Raw genomic sequence first — 17497 nt, 5'->3', positions numbered from 1 at the left:
GGTACTTTGCCTTGCATGAGCGAGGCCAATCTCCGCAAGCGCACCGCCACGGCCTGGGGCTTTTTGACCCCGGCCCTGGTGCTGATCGGGCTGTCGGTGCTGATTCCGGCAGCGATGGCATTGGTGATGAGCTTCAGCCAGGCCGGCCTCGATGTCAGCGAGCCGCTGCGCTTTGTTGGCCTGGCCAATTTTCGCCGCCTGCTGGCCGACCCGATGTTTTTTCGGGTCACTGGCACCACCTTTTTGTATCTGCTGGGAGTGGTGCCTCCGATCGTGATCGGCGCCCTAGCCCTGGCCGTGCTGGTCAACCGCCAGCTGCCGGCAATCCATTGGTTTCGTGGTGCCCTCTACACCCCGGTGCTGGTGTCGATCGTGGTGGCGGCCATTGCCTTTCGCTGGATCTATGCCGAAAACGGCCTGATTAACGGCTGGCTCACCGCCCTGTTGGGCAGCAGCTTCGACCCCATTGGTTTCCTCACCTCCCCCCTGCTGGCCCTGCCGTCCGTGATGCTTTTGACCCTCTGGAAGGGCCTCGGCTACTACATGGTGATCTTTCTGGCCGGGCTGCAGGGCATCTCCCCCGATCTCTACGAGGCAGCTGCCCTTGATGGCAGTGAGGGCGTGCGAAAGCACCTAGATATCACCCTGCCGCTGCTGCGGCCCTACATCACCCTGGTGGCGGTTATTTCCGCAATTGCGGCTACCAAGGTGTTTGAAGAGGTGTATTTAATGACTCAAGGTGGGCCTGCCGATTCCACCCGAACCCTGGTTTACTACGTCTACGACCAGGCTTTTGCCGAACTGGAGATCAGCTACGCCTGCACGATTGGTTTGGCGTTGTTTTTGATCGTGCTGCTGCTGAGCTTGGTGCGCTATCTCTTTGCTGGTGATCGGGGCCTCACTTGAATTCCTATTACTGGACCAGTCCCGGATGCTTGATTAAGGTTGAGTCTCCTCAGGCCAAGGCAATTTTGAGCTCAGCGGCTTGCCGAACTTGCTTGGAACCCTGCGCCGTAAGGTGATGTATTGGAATTGCCAACAGTGGGGCGACTTCAGCCTTTGGTTCCGCCGCAATGCGGAACAGCAGCTACCTGTGAGGCTGGAGCGAACCCGTGACTGAGCCCATTCCTATCGGTGTAGTTGGTGGTGGCCAATTGGCCTGGATGCTCGCCGCCGCTGCCCGCCAGCTCAATGTGCCCTTGCACGTTTTGACCCCAGGAGCCCACGACCCGGCCACCACCCTGGCCAGCAGCGTCGTGCTGGCTCAACTCGACGATGTGGTGGCCACCCGCGAGCTGGCGCGTCGCAGCGGCGCGATCACCTTTGAAAACGAATGGGTAGACCTATCGGCCCTGGCGCCGCTCAGTTTTGAAGGAGTGGTCTTTTTGCCCAGCCTGGAGGCCTTAGGCCCCCTAGTGAGCAAGCGCGGTCAGCGGCAACTGTTGCAAAATCTGGGCCTGCCCTGCCCGCGCTGGTGTGATCTGCCCACTGGCGATCTGCTGCCTGACGGCTTCAGCTACCCGCTTATGGCCAAGGCCTGCACCGGCGGCTACGACGGTAAGGGCACTGCCGTGTTGCGCAGCCCTGAAGACCTGACTGCTTTGCTGGCAAGGGTGCCCCTCGGCGACTGGATTCTCGAGGAGTTTGTCGACTTTCAGCTGGAGCTCTCCCAGCTCGCCTGCCGCGACCGGGCCGGCAACGTGCAGTGCTATCCCCTAGTGCAAACCCACCAGCATCAGCAGGTGTGCGACTGGGTGCTGGCTCCGGCCTCCGTGCCCCATGCGGTGCAGGCCTATGCCCGCAACATCGTTGCTTCCCTGCTGACAGCGATCAATTACGTAGGCGTGCTCTCCATCGAGCTTTTTTACGGGCCGGGCGGCCTGCAGGTCAATGAGATCGCCCCCCGCACCCACAATTCCGGCCATTTCACGATCGAGGCGGCCCACACCAGCCAGTTCGAGCAGCAGGTGCGGATCGTCGCCGGCTTGCCGATGGGCCCGGTCGAGCTGCGGGCACCTGGGGCGCTGATGGTGAACCTGCTGGGCTTTGAAAGTTCGGAAGGCGACTACCAGCGTCAGCGCGATGACCTGGCAGCCCTGCCCCAGGCCACGGTGCATTGGTATGGCAAGCAGGGCTCCAGCCCGGGACGCAAGCTCGGCCACGTCACCCTGCTGCTGTCTGGGATAACCGCTGCCGAACGGGCTGGTCAGGCTGAGCAGTTGCTGGAGCAGGTACGCACTATCTGGCCCCTGCCCGCCGATCTGCCGTAATCGTCGTATTATTGGCTCGGACTGCCTTGTTGGTGACTGCCTTTTACAGTTTTCTGATCTGACTCCCTTTTCGACATGGGGGTCTGCAGCGGAAGCAACGTAAACCGGCCTTGCAGCCGGAAACGGCGCCCCGTCCTTGACCCCCTTCTGGTTCCACCAGGTCGAACACTGGGGCAAAACGGCACGGCGGTCCACCCCTTTAAATCAGCGCACTTCGATCAATTCGGCAGCGGTGTAGCGAACCTTGGCTAGCGAGGCGTATTTGTCGCTGCTGTCGCGGTAGCCCGCCGCACACACCACGCAGCTGCGGTAGGGCGAGTCTTCCAGGCTGAGAATGCGGTCGTAGGCAAGCGGGTCGAAGCCTTCGATGGCGCAGGTATCCACCTCCAGCAGGGCAGCAGCTGTCATGAAGGTGCCCAGGGCTATGTACACCTGGTTGCTTGCCCAGCGGTCGATCTGCTGACTACGTGGACCATTGATCAGGTCCACGTCGATCATTTGGCGGTAGGTGGCCAGAGCGGCGGAATCGAGGCCGCGAACGCTTGCCATCTTCTCGATCAGGCGATCGGCTTCGGCGGGTCCGATCCGGCGTTGCACCAGAAACACCACCAGATGGGAGCAGTCGGTGATCTGGCTCTGGTTCCACGACTCAGGGCGCAGCTGCTGGCGCAGGGCGGGGTCGTTGATCTCTAGAAATTTCCAGGGCTGCAGGCCTTAGCTCGATGGGCTCTGCACCAGGGCATTCTCCAGGGCAGCCCAGGTGGTGTCGTCGATGCGACGACTGGGGTCGAACAGCTTGGTGGCGTAACGCCAGGCCATGGCACCATCGAGCTGCTGCGGCGAGATCGGCATGGTGGGGTGGGTGGCGACAGTGGTGGGGTTCAGGCGGCATTCTGGACGCTGCTACTGCCGTATTCGGGTTCGGCCCGCCAGCCTCGATGCAGTCCTTTCAACAGGCCTTTGAAGCCCTTCTGACCCTCGCTCCAGGGCCAGTATTTCCCCGTGCCCGCGAGCTCTACATGCGCAAATACCCCCTGGAGGGGCGCGACTCCCAGGAACGCTTTCGCACTTTCCTTCTGGAGGAGGAGATTCAGGAGTCTGAGGGGGGCATCGTGCGGGTACGAGCCCTGAGCTTTGCTGTGGTGCATTGGCAGTCTCCCCAGAGCAGTGCGGAGGAATATGCCGCCTACCTCCAGCAGCGCTGGCAACTCCAGCCTGATGGGCTAAGCCTTGAGCCGGAGCCCTGGTTCCGTGAGGGAGGCGCCTTTGCCCGGTTTCGGGCTGCGGCTGTCTACGAGCGCTCCCCCTCTGGTGAGTTGCTGCTGGGGGGCGCCTGACCCAGCAACTGGTCCAGGCGCGCCTGCAGTTGCTCGCGGCTCCATCTGGTGACGACAAACACCTCTTGCACGCTGCTGCCGCGTCGAGCCATCAGCTTGTGCCCTCCGGTGATTGGGGCGGTAACCCGCAGCCGCAGTTGGGCGCTGCGGCCCCGCACCCTGCTGATCACCGCTGGGGTGACGGTGTCGATACCGGGGCAGAGGGCCAGTTGTTTGAGCAGGGGAATCAGCCCCTCCACGTAGGTGCTGTGGGTGATGACCACCCGGCCCATCAGGCCCTCTCCAGAGGAGCCATCGTCAGGCCAGCGGCTCCCAATTGCTGGTGGTAAAGCTCAGCTTGTTCCTGGGGACCGCACCAAACCATCGCCGAACCCTCACCGTCTATGCGGTGGGCCAGTTCCCAGGCCAGGTCGGCAAGCATGCCGGGGAGGATGCGCACCAGAGATTCCACTACGTGCTGAAAGGTGTTGAAGTCGTCGTCAAGCACTACCACCTTGAAATCGGGGTATGGCTGGCGGATCAGCTGGCGCTCCTGAACGGGGCTGGGGGAGACAAGGACCACAACCACGGACTGCAACGACGAACGCCTTCATGGTGTCACCCTAGGTAAAGTGCACACAACGATTGCAAGATTCTCCATGTTGATCTCAGCGGGTTGGGCCTCCCTAGCTGCCCTGTTCAGCTTCTCGATCGCCATGGTGGTCTGGGGCCGTCACGGTGACAACAGCATCAAGTTCTGACCGAGTTTTGGCGATCTTCAGTGCCTGAGCTGACCCTTTCCGCCTCCCAGGTGCTTTCCGCCATCGCGGTGTTGCTGCTGGTTTTTGTGAGCGGTGGTGTGATCTATCTCTCCATAATCGAGTGGAGCGATCGCCGTCGCCGCAACGCTCTTGAAGTCAAGCGACGCAAGTGAGTCCTGCTGGCTTTTCGCCCTCTGCCAGCACCCCTGCGGGGTTGGCAGCTTGGGCCTGGCAGACGGCAGCAGAGCTGCTGGTTCTTCCCCCGGCTGCTCCGTTTGGCTCCGCCTCAGCTTTCGACCTGGGCGCCCTGATTGAGGCTATTGCTGCGGCCCAGCCCCAGCTGCCCGAGCACGGTCAGCCCCAGCACGATCAGCCCGCCTGGGATCCGGCCTTGCTGGCCTCCCTCGGCCTGAATCTGCTCAGCCTCTGCGCCGACGCCGAGCAGGATGAGTTGCTGCGTAGCGCTGCCGATGACCTGCGCCAGCAGCTTGCGGGCAACACCGTCACCTACGTGGTGAACCGCAACCTCAATGTTTCAAACCACTGCATCAAGCACTGCAGCTTCTGTGCCTTCCGCCGCGATGCCGGTGACCCTGGGGCCTACTGGCTGAGTGAAGCGGACCTGCAGCAAAAGGCCGCTGAGGCGCTCGCTGCTGGAGCCAGCGAGCTCTGCATCCAGGGTGGCCTCAACCCAGCCGCCACCGTGGCAGGCAGCCAGCTGGCCTACGCCGAACACTTGCTTGGCCTGTTGCAGCAGGCAGCACCGGGGCTGCACTTGCATGCCTTTTCGCCCCAGGAGCTTCTTTACTTCGCTCAGCACGACGGGCTGCCGCTTGATCAGGTGCTGGACCGGCTGCAGGCGGCGGGGTTGGGTTCGGTGCCGGGTACGGCGGCCGAGGTGCTCAGTGAACCGGTGCGGCAAGTGCTCTGCCCTGAAAAACTCACTGCCAGGGAGTGGGTGGCCGTAATGCTTCAGGTGCACCAGCACGGCTTACCAGCCACCAGCACCCTGATGGCTGGTCACATCGAGGCTCCGGCAGATTTGGTGGCCCACCTGCTCACCCTGGTGGCGGTGCAGCGCTATGCCTGGCAGCATCAACGCCAGGGTTTCACTGAGTTTGTGCTGCTGCCGTTTGTGGGCGCCTCGGCGCCAGCTGCCCTGCGCTCCCGGGTGCAACGGGACCAGCCCGACGCCGCGGCGATGTTGCGGCTCACTGCCCAGGCCCGGCTGTTGCTAGGTCCCTGGTTTCGCTTTCATCAGCCCAGCTGGGTGAAGCTCACCCTTGCCGTTGCAACGGAGGCCTTGCGTTGGGGCTGTAACGACCTTGGCGGCACCCTGATGGAAGAGCACATCACCACGATGGCCGGTGCCAGCGGCGGCACTTGCCAGTCGCCCCAGTCGCTCCAGGCGGCGGCCCACCGGCTTGGCCGTCCGGTGCGGCGCCGCACCACCCTCTATGAAGCTGTGGCATGACGCGTCTGCGCTGGACCCTCGCCTTGACGGCCCTGCTGCTGCTGCTGCCATCCAGCCTGCTGCTGCGCTCCCCCCGGCCCCAGGCCGAGGGCTTGGAGCGGCTACTGGGCCAGGCCGCCCTGCTGCAGAGCTTTCCCGCTGCTCCGGAGCGACCGGTGCCGGCCCTGTGGAGCCAGCGCCTCGGCGCTAGCCAAGCTCGCCTGCTCTGGCGTCAGCAGCGCCGCTTCTGGTGGCAGTTCTGGGGGCGCGACGGCGATGGTGGCGCCTTTCTCGCCTATAAGTTCCAAACAGCTACCCCCATTCCCGCCCAAGGCTTTCGGGTCGACGACCTGGTTGTCGTTGCCGCCGATCCCCTTTCCAAGCGGCTGTTGCAAGACCAGCTCAAGCTGGCCCAGCGCCAGCGCCGCGGCCTAGAGAAGCGCTGTTTGCAGCGCTTGCAGGAGGAGCAGGCAGTTTTCTGGGCTCCTCTTGGCCTTGGCGTGATGGCGGGCCCGGCAGCCCCCTTGCTGCAACGTTTCCAGGAAGGTTGCTTAAGCCTGAGGCTGGAGGGGGCCAGTCTGGGCCTGGCTGGCGAAGCGGCTGCCGCTAGCGGCCTGCTCGCCGCTCCAGGCCGGATGGCTGTGGCAGCGGCCGCCGCGCCCCCGCCCTTGCCTGCAGATCTGCTGCTGGAGTGGCGTGGGCCTGCCCTTGAGAGCTTGCTGCAGGGCATGCTTAGCCGCCAGCTGATTCGCGAACCGCTGGCGGCTCGCTACGGCATCGGTGATGGACAACTGGCCCTGTTGCGGCGGGTGCCTTTTGCCGTACGCCTGCGGCCGGTGGCCCAGGGACCTTTCCAGGCGGGCCTGGAGCTGCAGCTGGCGGTCGCGGGGGATAGGCGTCCCTGGAACGAGCTGCTGGCTGGATTGGTGGAGCCGCTGGAGAGCCAGGAACTCCAAGCAACGGCCTCCGGCTCCAAGGGCCTGCCCGCCACTGTTTGGCGCCGGCAGGATGGTCAAGTGGTGGGTGGCTGGCGCTGGGTACTGGCTGCTTCCGGCAGCCCCCAATTGCTGCTTTTCCTTGGCCCCGAACCGCCTGCTGCCGCCGCCGCGACTGCTACTCCGGTGCTTAGCCAGACCGGTCTGGCTAATTCGATGCAGCTGCGCGCCAGGCCGGCGGCACTAGCTGAGCGGGGCCTGCTGCCGCCCGAACTGCCCCAGCCAGTTCAGCAGGCGAGCCAGCTGAGTTTGGTGGCAGTGCCGGTTGCCCGTGGTTCAGCCCTTAGCCAGCTGTCGGGGCTGCTTCAGCTGCGGCTTCGCTAGTAGCTTCCTGTTGCTTCCGTTCCCGCTTACGGCGCTCGGACGCCACTGTTTCTTCCATTAATTCCACAGCCTGGGCCATCTTCTCCAGGTTGGTGGCGTAGAGGCTCAGGTCTTTGTCGAGACGTTCGCGCAGCAAGCCCATGGCGCTGCCCAGGTCGTGGGCATAGCTACGCATGGCGGAGGCGTCAATGGCATCGGCACCTTGGGCCTGCTCCAGCAGGCTCAGCAGACCTACAGCCATGAGCCGGGAGTAGTGGAAATCAGGGCGGCGGATGCCGGCTAGCGCTGCAGCCACCGGTTCGGGTGCTCCCTCACCGGCCTGCTCGATCCACTGTTTCACTTGCTCCACGCTGTGACTGCCCATGGCAGCCATGGCGCTATCCCGTTGCTGGCGCAACTGGTTGGCATCGAAGCCGGAAGCGGAACAGAGGGCTTGGAGCAGGGGGAGGCGCTGGGCGTCGGGGCGATAGCCCCTGGCAAAACTGTCGAACACCTGGATAAGGCCGCAGGCAAACAGAGAATCACTGCGGAAGCCGGTTTGCCGGCTGAGCAGGTGCAGCTCCACCAGCAGCTCATCCACGATGCGGCGGTAGAGCGGCGCAATCACGAAGGGGAAGACGCGGTGAAACTCCCGCTTGCTGTCTGCAACGGTGAGGGCAGCACGCACGCTCGATTAGGCCAAGGTGGAACGACCCTAGCCGCCCAGGCTCGGTAGGATCAGACCCACACGTAATTGCAGCTCAATGATCCCGATCGTGATTGAAGAGTCGGGCCGGGGTGAGCGCGCGTTTGACATCTACTCCCGTTTGCTGCGGGAGCGCATCATCTTCCTTGGCGAACCGGTCACGGCTGAGTCGGCCAACCGGGTTGTGGCCCAGCTGCTCTTCCTGGAATCAGAAGATCCCGAGAAGGACATTTTCATGTACATCAATTCACCAGGGGGATCTGTTTACGACGGTCTGGGAATTTTTGACACGATGCAGCACATCAAGCCCGATGTGCAAACCGTCTGCGTGGGTCTAGCCGCTTCGATGGGTGCCTTTTTGCTTTGCGCTGGCACCAAGGGCAAGCGCAGCAGCCTCACCCATTCGCGAATCATGATTCACCAGCCCTTAGGCGGCGCCCGCGGCCAGGCTAGCGATATCCGCATCCAGGCCAATGAGATTCTCTACTTGAAGCAGAAGCTCAATCAAGAGCTCAGCGACCGCACCGGCCAGTCCCTGCCCCGCATCCAGGAAGACACAGACCGCGACTTTTTTATGTCACCAGCTGAAGCCGTTGAGTATGGCTTGATCGACAAGGTGATCGAAAAGCGCCCCGTGCGTCCCGTTTGAGCAACTGGGGGGCGCCGAAAAACGACTGTTTAACAAAAAACGACTATCTAAAGGGACTGTTTAAAACGAATAACGCAAACTGAGTTGCACCCCATGGGCCCGCAGGGCACAAGCGCTGAGGGCCCATGGGGTGTGCTGCAGTCAATCAAAAGGCACCCACGCCGAGTCGGTGGGTGCCGATCTAGTGGTTTCTAGTGCTACTGATTGATTAGCCAGCCAGCAGTGGTGAATAGCGTTCCTTTTCTGGAATAGCCGTGAATTCCGCCACGATGGTCCGGAATTCTTCGCCATCAAGGCTCTCTTTCTCGATTAGCAGCTCAACCACCCGATCCATGCAGGCGCGGTGCTCTGCCACCAACTTGACAGTGTCTGCATAGCAGCTGTGCACCATCTGACGTACGGCATCATCGATCTTGCTGGCAAGGCGATCGGAGCCATCGCTGCGAGTCATTAGGTCGCGGCCTAGGAAAACTTCCTGGTTGCCGGCTTCAAAGGACACCTGACCTAGATCGCTCATGCCAAAACGGGTGACCATCTGGCGAGCAATTGAGGCGACCTGCTGAATATCACCACCGGCACCGGTAGTGACCTCTGCGTGGCCGAAGACCACATCCTCAGCAGCCCGGCCGCCGAGGGCACCCATAATGCGAGCACGGAGTTGGGCACGGCTCACCAGCATCTGCTCCTCATCCGGAGAGAACCAAGTCAGGCCCTGGGCCTGACCGCGCGGAATCAGGGTGACCTTTTGGACAGGATCGTGGGCCTGCACCAGGGTGCCCACTAGGGCATGACCAACTTCGTGATACGCGATCAGTCGCTTGCTGCGGCCATCGGTGAGGGGCTTCCCCTCCATGCCGGCGATGATGCGATCGACGGCATCATCAATTTCAGCTAAAGACGTGGCCTCTTTGCGTCGCCTGGCCGTGAGGATTGCTGCTTCATTGAGCAGGTTGGCCAGATCGGCGCCGGAAAAGCCTGGTGTGCGGCGAGCAATCACTTCGAGGCTCACGTCGTCGGCCAGCTTTTTATCGCGGCTGTGCACCTTGAGCACGGACAGCCTGCCCTTGATATCTGGCACATCGACTTGAACCTGGCGATCGAAACGACCCGGGCGCAGCAGGGCCGAATCAAGCACATCGGCTCGGTTTGTTGCGGCAATGATGATGATGCCACTATTGCCTTCAAAGCCGTCCATCTCGGTGAGCAGCTGGTTGAGGGTTTGCTCCCGCTCATCGTTACCGCCGCCGACACCGGCACCACGCTGGCGGCCAACCGCATCGATTTCGTCGATGAAGATCAAACAAGGACTGTTTTCCTTAGCCCGCTTGAACAGGTCGCGAACGCGGCTGGCGCCTACGCCCACAAACATTTCAACAAACTCAGATCCTGAAAGCGCAAAGAAAGGAACACCAGCTTCTCCTGCAATGGCCTTGGCAAGCAGGGTTTTGCCCGTACCGGGAGGGCCGACCAGTAGCAGACCTCTGGGAATTTTGGCACCAACGGAGGTGAAACGTTCTGGAGTCTTCAGGAAGGTCACCACCTCTTGAAGGTCTTGTTTGGCCTCTTCAACTCCTGCCACGTCATCAAACTTGACGCCGGTTTCAGCTTCCATGGCAAAGCGAGCCTTGGTTTTGCCAAATTGCATTGCCTGGCCGGGGCCACCTGGCATGCCGCTGCCGCGGCGCGAAAGAAAAATTAGTGAGCCGATCAGCAGCAGTGGGAAGAGCAGATTGCCAAGCAGGCCCAAGGCTGGTGGAGCCGTTTTAGGTGGGTGAATATCAAAGCTGATTCCCTGCTCTTTGAGCTGGTTGACGAGCTCTGGCGCGACGCCAGGCAGATCGACGCGCAGACGCTGCACCCGGTTGTCGAGGTCTGGATCAACGGCCTCAATCACCGCACTGCGGCCACCGTCGTAGATGTCAACTGCGGTCACCCGACCGGCCTCTACGTAATCAAGGAAGCGGCCATAGCTCATTCGGGCTACGGCGGCATTGCTGGGCGCAACAGTGGCGCCTTCAGGCTTGAAGCGGGCTGTTCCGCCGTTACCAAGCAGCTGCCATCCGAGAAATGCGACCACTGCGAGGGGCAGTAGCCAGAGGGCAATCAGACGCCAGCGCTGGTTCATAACTGAGAAAGTTTGTTGACAAGTGTAACGGCGCTAGGACCCCCTCCGAGCATCGCTTCAGCCGACTGCAACCCAGGGCATGTCGCCCTCTAGCAGGCCGGGCGCGTATTCGTCCAAACTTTGCAGCGCTTCGAATTGGGCTGGTTCGGCCGGTGCCTCGATCAGCAGATCACCCGCATTAGCCGTGTCCACCAATTCCGGTCCACCGATGCCGTGGGTCCAGATATTGACCTCGCTGCTCGGCGGGCACTGAAAGGTGAGCAGCTCGAAGGGAAAGGCAACCCTCTCAAGAAAAAATTCTTCGGGACCGATGCAGCGCAGGATCACCATCCGATCGCTGGTATTGCGGTAGCTGCACGCCATGTGTGCCAAAACTGGAACCCGATTTCACCCAGCTATCAACCCATTGGATTGAGTGCGGGTTTGGTGACGAACGCCACTATTCTCAGTCTTTAATGATTTCTACGGATTCTGGCCTCGTTTTCCTGCTCGCGCCAGCCCATATCAAAGGCTACGCAGGGCAACGATTGGATCGAGGCGTGCAGCCCGGCGGGCTGGCACTACACCGAAGAAAAGGCCAATCGAGCCGGATAGTCCCACCGTGATCAACACCGTGGCTGCCCCAATCGTGGCGGGTAGGGGCGTCAGGGCGCCGACTAATGCCACCGTGCCAATCCCTACTGCGCTGCCGATTACACCGCCGAGGCTGGCGAGCACCAGGGACTCCACCAGAAACTGCAGCAGCACATCGCCACTGCGGGCCCCGAGAGCTTTACGCAGGCCGATTTCCTCGGTGCGCTCGCTCACCGACACCAACATGATGTTCATGATGCCGATGCCGCCCACCAGCAGCGATACGCCACCAATGGCAGCCAGCATCAAGGTGAGCCCGCCGGTGATCGTGCCCACGATGGTGAGGGCATCTTTTTGGGAGCGCACGGCGAAGTCGTCTTCCCGCAGGATTCGGTGCCGTTGGCGTAGCAGGTTTGTGATCTGAAAGCTCGCCGCACTGGTGCTCTGCTCGTCTCGGGCTTCGACGCTAATGAAGTTGAGGCTGACTCCGAAGGTACGGTTGCGCCCCGAAAGTTTGCTCACCATCGTGCTGAGCGGCACGTAGGCGTTCTCGTCCTGGTTTTGGCCAAACACGGCTCCCTTGGGTTCAAGAACGCCGATCACTTCAAACAACTGGTTGCGAATTCGCAGCTGGCGTCCCACCGGCTCCTTGCCCGGAAACATTTTTGATCCCAGGTCAGGCCCCACCACGGTGACGTTGCGGGCGCCGCTGAGATCGCTGGCGGAGAAGAAGCGTCCCTGGGACATTTCAAACTGCCGTACTGGCAGAAACTCAGGCGTCACTCCGGAAACCGATGCGGTGCTACTCAACCCGCCGGCCTGCACCACTTCACTGAGGGTGATTTGAGGGGCTACTCGCTTGACGCTCGGGACCTGCTCCGCGATGGCGACGGCATCTTCGAGCACGAGGGTTTTGGGGAAGTCGATGCCCTGGCGCCGGGTGTCGTTGTTGCCTGGCACCACAAAGAGCACGTTGGCACCGAGGTTGCTTAGCTGTCCTTCAGCCAGGTTCTGGGCTCCCCGCCCAACGCCCACCAGGGTGATCACGGAGGCATTGCCGATAACGATGCCGAGCATGGTTAGCAAGCTGCGCAACCGATTGGAGCTCAGGGTGCTGAGGGCCATGCCCACGGTTTCCCCTATGGGGAGCTTGGTTGGCATGGCGGCGTAGGTGGCTGCTGGTCTTAAACGATGGCGGGTCTGTCATCGGCGTTGTGGCTGCGGGCGCCTAGATGGACCTCACCACGCTGCAGATCCATGGTCACGATTTCACCTTGGCGCAGGCTGGCGATTGCGTTGTTGACACCAACAATCGCCGGGACGCCAGTGCTTTGGGCAAGCAAGGCGGCATGGCTATCGAGGCCACCAGCTTCAGTGATGACCCCCTTGGCCTTGCGGATCGCTTCGACGTAATCGTCATTGGTTTGATGCACCACCAGGATTTCGCCGGATTGGATAGCCTTTGCAGCCTCTGGGCTGTCAACCAAACGAACCCGACCGCTCACCGATCCAGTGCCGACGCCCGTGCCTTTAGAGAGCACGGCAGAGACGATGCCCACCTTGATGAAGTCGGTGGAGCCGCTGATGCCCGAAAGGGTGCCGGCGGTTTGGACGACTAGATCGCCATCGCGAAGAAAGCCCAGCTCGCGAGCCTTGCCCATGGCCAGGCTGAAGGTGCTGGTGGAGGAGCTCTGCTCTTCCACCACTAGAGGGTTGACACCCCAGCAAAGCTGCAGCTGCCGGGCCACACTCACCTCACTGGTGATCGCCAGAATTGGGGTGCTGGGGCGGAACTTGCTGACGTTGCGAGCCGTGGAGCCCCCCTTGGTGAGTGGCAGGATTGCGGCCGCATTCAGCTGGCGAGCAATGCTGCTTACCGCCTGGCAGATGGCGTTGGGGATTGTGGTAGCCATGTGGCTGTCGTGCACCCGGTGGGGGTAATCCCGCTCGATTCGTTTGGCAATGGTGGCCATGGTGGACACCGCTTCAACGGGGAAATCCCCTACCGCGCTTTCGTTTGAGAGCATCACGGCGTCGGTGCCGTCAAGAATTGCGTTGGCTACGTCACTAACTTCGGCCCGGGTGGGCCTGGGGCAGCTCACCATTGAATCGAGCATCTGGGTGGCGGTGATCACCGGGATGCCGAGGCTGTTGGCTTTGCGAATCAGCTCCTTTTGCAACAGGGGCACTTCTTCGGCGGGCATCTCAACGCCGAGGTCGCCCCGAGCCACCATCACCCCGTCGCAGAGGGGCAGGATGTCATCGATTTGGTCGATGGCCTCAAATTTCTCGATCTTCGCCACTACGGGGGTGTTGTGGCCGTGACTGCGGATCAGTTCGCGGATCTCGCGCATATCCGAGGGGTTGCGCACAAAGCTGAGCGCCACCCAGTCGACCCCCTGCTGCAGCCCAAAGGCCAGATCTATGCGGTCTTTCTCTGTGAGAGCCCGAATGGAGAGCTGCACATCCGGGAAATTGACGCCCTTGTTGTTGGAGAGCACACCGCCAACGGTGACACTGCAGAAAAGGGTTTGCTCGGGTTTGTCGACGCTGTCAACAAGCATTTCCACCCGGCCGTCATCCAGCAGGATGCGGCTGCCTGGCACCACCTCATCGGCCAAGCCTGCGTAGGTGACGGTGGCGATCTGCTTATTGCAGGCCACATCCCGGGAGGTGAGGGTGAACGGATCGCCCTTGGCCAGGGTGATCGGCCCAGCAGCAAATCTGCCTAGGCGGATTTTGGGACCTTGCAGGTCTTGAAGGATGCCCAGCTCAATGCCCAATTCCGCTGAAACCTGCCGAATCGTGGCGATGCGAGCCGCATGCTCGCTGTGGTCGCCGTGAGAAAAATTAAGTCGGAAAGTTGTGGCGCCGGCGGCCACTAATTCGCGTAGACGTTCAGCGGATTCCGTGGCAGGCCCGATCGTGGCCACGATCTTGGTGCGACGCATGAGATCGGGCTGGGGCATGTAAACGCCAACAGACATCTGGAAACTACCATCCAGGCCTGCATTGGGCTGTTTAAGTTGGATTTTCAGCTTTATCAGGAGCGTTGCCGCGCCACGGCCCACTACCCCGATGTCGGCGCCAACCCCATTTATCCCACCTTGGGCCTGTGCGGTGAGGCTGGCGAGGTGGCCGATAAGGTCAAAAAGGTGTTGCGCGACCGGCAGGGAAGCTTCTCGCCAGAGGTGATTGCAGATTTGCAGCTGGAGCTAGGCGATGTGCTCTGGTATGTGGCCCAGCTGGCTAGCGAACTCGGCCTGGAGCTAGAGCAAATTGCCCAGACCAACCTAGACAAATTGGCCAGCCGCGCCGCCCGTAACGTGATCGGAGGCAGTGGAGACAGGCGGTGATCAGGCAAAGGCGTGCACTTGAACAGTGGCTGGGGCGGCTGTTAGCGCTTCTAGCGCTTGCCGCGCTGCTGCTGCTGCCCTCCCCTACCTGGGCGGCTGAGTTGCAGGTTTCGGAGCTGAGTATCGAGCCCTGCCCGGCTGAGGACATCGGCGCCCAACCGGAATTGCGGCGCCCGGCTGGCGCCAGCTGCTATGCCCTGCGCGGCAATGTGCTGAATCCTGGCCGCAAGGCCGTTGTTGACACCGACGTTTTTGCCTTGATCGTTGATTCAAGTGGTGAGCCAGTGCTGCAAAACCGCACCCGGGTGGGCTCGATCGGTGATGTTCCGCCCGGCACTTCCGCCTTTGCCCTGCGCCTATCGGTGCCTGCTGGCACCCCTGGTCCGCTCAGCTTCCGCAATGTCAAGGCGAGGGGTTTCAGCGCACCGGTGCGCACTCGTGCCGGCGCCGATGACGAGTTGCTGCCCCTTGAACAAGCCCTGGCCGATCAGTAGCCGGCTCCCAATACAGAAACGCTTGCGCCTTGGAGCAGGCTCTGCACCAACTGCAGGGCCAGGAAAGCCACAATCGCCGAGAGGTCGAGGCCGCCTAGGGGCGGAATCAGGCCGCGGAAGGCGTTCAGGTAGGGATCGGTGATCGAGCTCACCGTCGAAAGCACGGGGTTGCCCCAGTCGAGGTTGGGAAACCAGCTCAGCAACACCCGCACCAGTAACACCAGGGTGTAGATGCTCAGGGTCTGGGCCAGAACCTGCAGCAGGAAACTCAGGGCGTCCATGGAAATTTGTTAGTAGTGCAACTCTAGGCAGCCTGCTTCCATAGGTCAGCCTCAGCCTTGATGGCGAAGGTGCGATGGAACTTCTCGCTGAGGGTGAGCCAGTAGGAGCGGCCCTCGCTTTGGCGCTTGCGCTCGATGAAGTTTTGGGCGAGCAGCTCCTTGATGTGGTCGTAGGCGCCGGAGCCGCGCAGCTCCACCAGATCCGATTGCAAGATCCGCTTTTTGAGGGCAATCGTTGCCAGGGTGCGCAGGGCGGCGGTGGATAAATCCACCGGCAGCAGGTTTTGCACCAAATCGCCCAGGCCATCACGCAGCTGCAGGCTGTAGCGGTTGCCCTCCTGGCACACTTCCAGGGCCGTATCCCGGTGGGCGTAATCGGTGATCAGGGTGATCAGGCCAAGCTCCGCCTCCTCTCGGCTGACGGCAGCAATCTCAGCCAGCTCAGCGAGGCTGAGCGGCCGGCCCTTCAGATAGAGAATTGCTTCAATGCGGGCGGGCAGGGATAGGGCCTGGATCGCTTCAGCCGCTGCACTGCCCTGCTTCAGCGACTTGCTTTGCATGGATTCAGGTTACTGCAGCTTTTTGGGCTCATGCCAGGGCTGGCAGGGGTGCGGAGCTGGGTCCCAAAAACAGCTTGTAGGCGGTGTTGGCGGACTCGTCCCAGTGTCGATAGCCCAGGCCATCGAGGAACTCCTGCCAGGCGGGTCTATCGGCTTGAGGCACCTGCACACCTACCACGATCCGCCCCACGTCGGCGCCGTGGTTGCGGTAGTGAAAAATGCTGATGTTCCAGTTGGCGTGTAGGGCGTTCACGAAAGCCATCAGGGCGCCGGGCTTTTCCGGAAACTCGAAGCGGTAGAGCAGCTCCTCGCCCTGCTCGAGCGCCGCGCCAGCACTGGCGGGCAGCCGGCCGCCCACCATGTGGCGCAGGTGCAGCTTGGCCAGCTCGTTGTTGGATAGGTCGAGGCAGGGGAAGCCGGCGTTCTGCACGTCGTTGATCAGTTGCTGCTCGTCGGCCGCGCCACTGGTCTGCACCCCCACAAAAATGTGGGCAACCCTGGGATCGGCCAGCCGGTAGCTGAACTCGCTGAGGTTGCGCTGGCCCAGCACGCCACAGAAGCGCCGCAGGCTGCCGGTCTGCTCGGGGATTTCCACCGCCAGCATCGCTTCGCGGTCTTCGCCTATCTCGGTGCGCTCGGCCACGAAGCGCAGCCGGTCGAAGTTCATGTTGGCGCCGCAGGCCACCGCCACCAAGGTTTGGCCGTGCAAGCCCTGTTGCATCACATCGCGCTTCATGCCCGCTACGGCCAGGGCTCCGGCTGGCTCCAGGATCGAGCGGGTTTCTTCGAACACGTCCTTGATGGCTGCGCAGATGGCGTCGGTGTCGACGGTCACCATGCGATCCACCGTTTGCTTTGCCAATTCAAAAGTGAGTTCGCCGACGCGGCGCACCGCCACGCCATCGGCGAAAAGGCCCACCTGCTCAAGCTGCACCCGCTCCCCGGCGGCTAGGGAGCGGGTCATGGCATCAGCGTCCACCGGCTCAACGCCAACGATCTGGACTTGGGGCCAGAGGGTTTTGACGTAGGCGCCGATGCCGGCGATTAAGCCGCCACCGCCTACGGCCACATAAATAACGTCTGGCGGCGAGGAGCACTGGCGCAGAATCTCCAACCCGATCGTGCCTTGACCGGCGATCACATCGGGATCGTCAAAGGGATGGATGAAGCTGAGCCCCCGTTCAAGGCCCAGGCGCGTGGCTTCCGTGCAGGCGGCGTCGTAGTTGTCGCCGTGCAGCACCAGCTCAGCGCCCCGGGCTGCCACCGCTTTCACCTTCATCTCCGGTGTGGTGACAGGCATCACAATCACGGCCCTACAGCCCAACTTCTGGGCGGCTAGCGCCACTCCCTGGGCATGGTTGCCGGCGCTGGCGGCGATCACGCCCCGCTCTAGCTCGGCAGGCGAGAGGCCGGCCATTTTGTTGTAGGCGCCGCGCAGCTTGAAGCTGAACACCGGCTGCAGGTCTTCACGCTTCAGCAGCACCCGGTTGTGCAGGCGCGCCGAGAGATTCGGCGCCGGATCCAGCGGCGACTCAATGGCCACGTCGTAGACCCGCGCCCGCAGAATCCGTTGCAGATAGCTCTCAGGGGCCTCGCTCATCCCACCAGTGTCGCAATTCGCACCCCTGGGCCGAAGCCAAGGCCTAGATTGCACC

At 62.1% G+C, this 17497-nt stretch carries 22 protein-coding genes and 1 other RNA gene; 11 read left to right on the top strand and 12 right to left on the bottom strand.

The annotated features are described in order from the left end of the window. Positions 1-15: 15 nt before the first annotated feature. From AC01FP_RS01815 to ssrS, 3 genes are all read left to right on the top strand, one after another. Positions 16-906, top strand: coding sequence for a carbohydrate ABC transporter permease (locus AC01FP_RS01815; RefSeq protein WP_474477437.1), 891 nt, complete (start codon positions 16-18; stop codon positions 904-906). Between the two features lie 206 nt (positions 907-1112). Next, positions 1113-2270 carry a 5-(carboxyamino)imidazole ribonucleotide synthase gene (locus AC01FP_RS01810; RefSeq protein WP_474477434.1) on the top strand — a complete coding sequence of 386 codons (1158 nt, stop codon included), beginning with the start codon at positions 1113-1115 and terminating at the stop codon, positions 2268-2270. A 15-nt stretch (positions 2271-2285) separates the two neighbouring features. Further along, a non-coding RNA gene (ssrS, locus tag AC01FP_RS01805) (6S RNA) lies at positions 2286-2467 on the top strand. Positions 2468-2474: 7 nt separating this feature from the next. Here ssrS and AC01FP_RS01800 read toward each other — a convergent pair. Both AC01FP_RS01800 and AC01FP_RS01795 read right to left on the bottom strand, forming a co-directional pair. Then, the gene (locus AC01FP_RS01800; RefSeq protein ID WP_474477513.1) at positions 2475-2981 is read right to left on the bottom strand and encodes a nitroreductase family protein; all 507 of its coding nucleotides are present in this window, start codon (positions 2979-2981) and stop codon (positions 2475-2477) included. 3 nt (positions 2982-2984) lie between these two features. After that, the gene (locus AC01FP_RS01795; protein WP_474477431.1) at positions 2985-3122 is read right to left on the bottom strand and encodes a hypothetical protein; all 138 of its coding nucleotides are present in this window, start codon (positions 3120-3122) and stop codon (positions 2985-2987) included. 86 nt (positions 3123-3208) lie between these two features. On the opposite strand from AC01FP_RS01795, the gene AC01FP_RS01790 reads away from it, so the two are divergent. Further along, entirely contained in the window at positions 3209-3607 is a 399-nt protein-coding gene (locus tag AC01FP_RS01790) for a hypothetical protein (RefSeq protein WP_474477428.1), read from the top strand. Here the strand turns inward: AC01FP_RS01790 and AC01FP_RS01785 are convergent. After that, entirely contained in the window at positions 3562-3879 is a 318-nt protein-coding gene (locus AC01FP_RS01785; protein ID WP_474477425.1) for a DUF2103 domain-containing protein, read from the bottom strand. The genes AC01FP_RS01790 and AC01FP_RS01785 overlap by 46 nt on opposite strands. Then, positions 3879-4175 carry an ATP-dependent Clp protease adapter ClpS gene (clpS, locus tag AC01FP_RS01780; RefSeq protein WP_474477422.1) on the bottom strand — a complete coding sequence of 99 codons (297 nt, stop codon included), beginning with the start codon at positions 4173-4175 and terminating at the stop codon, positions 3879-3881. Before clpS ends, AC01FP_RS01785 begins: the two co-directional genes overlap by 1 nt. A 70-nt stretch (positions 4176-4245) precedes the next feature. Between clpS and petN the strand changes: the two genes are divergently transcribed. The 4 genes from petN to AC01FP_RS01760 are packed head-to-tail and all read left to right on the top strand — an operon-like array spanning position 4246 to position 7119. Further along, positions 4246-4347 carry a cytochrome b6-f complex subunit PetN gene (gene petN / locus AC01FP_RS01775; protein ID WP_106501620.1) on the top strand — a complete coding sequence of 34 codons (102 nt, stop codon included), beginning with the start codon at positions 4246-4248 and terminating at the stop codon, positions 4345-4347. A 20-nt stretch (positions 4348-4367) separates the two neighbouring features. Beyond that, complete coding sequence (locus AC01FP_RS01770; protein WP_474477419.1) at positions 4368-4520, top strand: hypothetical protein; 153 nt, start codon at positions 4368-4370, stop codon at positions 4518-4520. A gap of 41 nt (positions 4521-4561) precedes the next feature. Then, positions 4562-5821 carry a CofH family radical SAM protein gene (locus AC01FP_RS01765; RefSeq protein ID WP_474477416.1) on the top strand — a complete coding sequence of 420 codons (1260 nt, stop codon included), beginning with the start codon at positions 4562-4564 and terminating at the stop codon, positions 5819-5821. Next, on the top strand, positions 5818-7119 hold the full coding sequence (locus AC01FP_RS01760) for a hypothetical protein (RefSeq protein ID WP_474477413.1): 1302 nt from the start codon (positions 5818-5820) through the stop codon (positions 7117-7119). The genes AC01FP_RS01765 and AC01FP_RS01760 overlap by 4 nt, the downstream gene beginning before the upstream one ends. Here AC01FP_RS01760 and psb29 read toward each other — a convergent pair. Continuing rightward, complete coding sequence (gene psb29, locus AC01FP_RS01755; protein WP_474477410.1) at positions 7079-7786, bottom strand: photosystem II biogenesis protein Psp29; 708 nt, start codon at positions 7784-7786, stop codon at positions 7079-7081. The two genes, AC01FP_RS01760 and psb29, sit on opposite strands and share 41 nt — an antisense overlap. Positions 7787-7862: 76 nt before the next feature. On the opposite strand from psb29, the gene clpP reads away from it, so the two are divergent. After that, positions 7863-8453, top strand: a complete 591-nt coding sequence (gene clpP / locus AC01FP_RS01750) for an ATP-dependent Clp endopeptidase proteolytic subunit ClpP (protein ID WP_474477407.1) — start codon at positions 7863-7865, stop codon at positions 8451-8453. A gap of 208 nt (positions 8454-8661) precedes the next feature. On the opposite strand, the gene ftsH is transcribed toward clpP, so the two are convergent. The 4 genes from ftsH to pyk all read right to left on the bottom strand — a co-directional run bounded on the left by ftsH (position 8662) and on the right by pyk (position 14120). Further along, positions 8662-10578, bottom strand: coding sequence for an ATP-dependent zinc metalloprotease FtsH (ftsH, locus tag AC01FP_RS01745; protein ID WP_474477404.1), 1917 nt, complete (start codon positions 10576-10578; stop codon positions 8662-8664). A 57-nt stretch (positions 10579-10635) separates the two neighbouring features. Next, positions 10636-10941, bottom strand: coding sequence for a DUF1830 domain-containing protein (locus AC01FP_RS01740; protein ID WP_474477400.1), 306 nt, complete (start codon positions 10939-10941; stop codon positions 10636-10638). Positions 10942-11082: 141 nt separating this feature from the next. After that, positions 11083-12312, bottom strand: a complete 1230-nt coding sequence (locus tag AC01FP_RS01735; protein WP_474477397.1) for an ABC transporter permease — start codon at positions 12310-12312, stop codon at positions 11083-11085. Between the two features lie 23 nt (positions 12313-12335). Beyond that, entirely contained in the window at positions 12336-14120 is a 1785-nt protein-coding gene (pyk, locus tag AC01FP_RS01730) for a pyruvate kinase (protein WP_474477510.1), read from the bottom strand. Positions 14121-14177: 57 nt separating this feature from the next. Here pyk and AC01FP_RS01725 point away from each other — a divergent pair, with 57 nt between their 5' ends. Both AC01FP_RS01725 and AC01FP_RS01720 read left to right on the top strand, forming a co-directional pair. Further along, positions 14178-14507, top strand: coding sequence for a nucleoside triphosphate pyrophosphohydrolase family protein (locus AC01FP_RS01725; RefSeq protein WP_474477394.1), 330 nt, complete (start codon positions 14178-14180; stop codon positions 14505-14507). Further along, on the top strand, positions 14504-15001 hold the full coding sequence (locus tag AC01FP_RS01720; RefSeq protein ID WP_474477392.1) for a hypothetical protein: 498 nt from the start codon (positions 14504-14506) through the stop codon (positions 14999-15001). Before AC01FP_RS01725 ends, AC01FP_RS01720 begins: the two co-directional genes overlap by 4 nt. Here AC01FP_RS01720 and AC01FP_RS01715 read toward each other — a convergent pair. Genes AC01FP_RS01715 through ilvA form a run of 3 tightly spaced genes read right to left on the bottom strand, consistent with a single transcriptional unit; the run spans position 14995 to position 17442 of the window. Then, positions 14995-15282, bottom strand: coding sequence for a YggT family protein (locus tag AC01FP_RS01715; protein ID WP_474477389.1), 288 nt, complete (start codon positions 15280-15282; stop codon positions 14995-14997). The genes AC01FP_RS01720 and AC01FP_RS01715 overlap by 7 nt on opposite strands. Positions 15283-15305: 23 nt before the next feature. Next, positions 15306-15842 carry an SMC-Scp complex subunit ScpB gene (gene scpB / locus AC01FP_RS01710; RefSeq protein WP_474477386.1) on the bottom strand — a complete coding sequence of 179 codons (537 nt, stop codon included), beginning with the start codon at positions 15840-15842 and terminating at the stop codon, positions 15306-15308. A gap of 28 nt (positions 15843-15870) precedes the next feature. Further along, the gene (gene ilvA / locus AC01FP_RS01705; RefSeq protein ID WP_474477384.1) at positions 15871-17442 is read right to left on the bottom strand and encodes a threonine ammonia-lyase, biosynthetic; all 1572 of its coding nucleotides are present in this window, start codon (positions 17440-17442) and stop codon (positions 15871-15873) included. Positions 17443-17497: the final 55 nt, after the last annotated feature.

The organism is Cyanobium sp. NIVA-CYA 375, from assembly GCF_056108345.1.
Note: the sequence above shows the minus strand (reverse complement) of the source record. Positions and strands in the feature narration are given on the sequence as shown.

What these genes read in the sequence shown, in the direction of transcription:
- AC01FP_RS01790 (WP_474477428.1), top strand. Translation starts at nt 3,209, where the DNA reads ATGCAGTCCTTTCAACAGGCCTTTGAAGCCCTTCTGACCCTCGCTCCA.
- AC01FP_RS01740 (WP_474477400.1), bottom strand. Translation starts at nt 10,941, where the DNA reads ATGGCGTGCAGCTACCGCAATACCAGCGATCGGATGGTGATCCTGCGC.
- petN (WP_106501620.1), top strand. Translation starts at nt 4,246, where the DNA reads ATGTTGATCTCAGCGGGTTGGGCCTCCCTAGCTGCCCTGTTCAGCTTC.
- AC01FP_RS01795 (WP_474477431.1), bottom strand. Translation starts at nt 3,122, where the DNA reads ATGCCGATCTCGCCGCAGCAGCTCGATGGTGCCATGGCCTGGCGTTAC.
- ftsH (WP_474477404.1), bottom strand. Translation starts at nt 10,578, where the DNA reads ATGAACCAGCGCTGGCGTCTGATTGCCCTCTGGCTACTGCCCCTCGCA.
- scpB (WP_474477386.1), bottom strand. Translation starts at nt 15,842, where the DNA reads ATGCAAAGCAAGTCGCTGAAGCAGGGCAGTGCAGCGGCTGAAGCGATC.
- AC01FP_RS01715 (WP_474477389.1), bottom strand. Translation starts at nt 15,282, where the DNA reads ATGGACGCCCTGAGTTTCCTGCTGCAGGTTCTGGCCCAGACCCTGAGC.
- AC01FP_RS01785 (WP_474477425.1), bottom strand. Translation starts at nt 3,879, where the DNA reads ATGGGCCGGGTGGTCATCACCCACAGCACCTACGTGGAGGGGCTGATT.
- AC01FP_RS01815 (WP_474477437.1), top strand. Translation starts at nt 16, where the DNA reads ATGAGCGAGGCCAATCTCCGCAAGCGCACCGCCACGGCCTGGGGCTTT.
- AC01FP_RS01760 (WP_474477413.1), top strand. Translation starts at nt 5,818, where the DNA reads ATGACGCGTCTGCGCTGGACCCTCGCCTTGACGGCCCTGCTGCTGCTG.
- AC01FP_RS01735 (WP_474477397.1), bottom strand. Translation starts at nt 12,312, where the DNA reads ATGCCAACCAAGCTCCCCATAGGGGAAACCGTGGGCATGGCCCTCAGC.
- pyk (WP_474477510.1), bottom strand. Translation starts at nt 14,120, where the DNA reads ATGCCCCAGCCCGATCTCATGCGTCGCACCAAGATCGTGGCCACGATC.
- clpP (WP_474477407.1), top strand. Translation starts at nt 7,863, where the DNA reads ATGATCCCGATCGTGATTGAAGAGTCGGGCCGGGGTGAGCGCGCGTTT.
- ilvA (WP_474477384.1), bottom strand. Translation starts at nt 17,442, where the DNA reads ATGAGCGAGGCCCCTGAGAGCTATCTGCAACGGATTCTGCGGGCGCGG.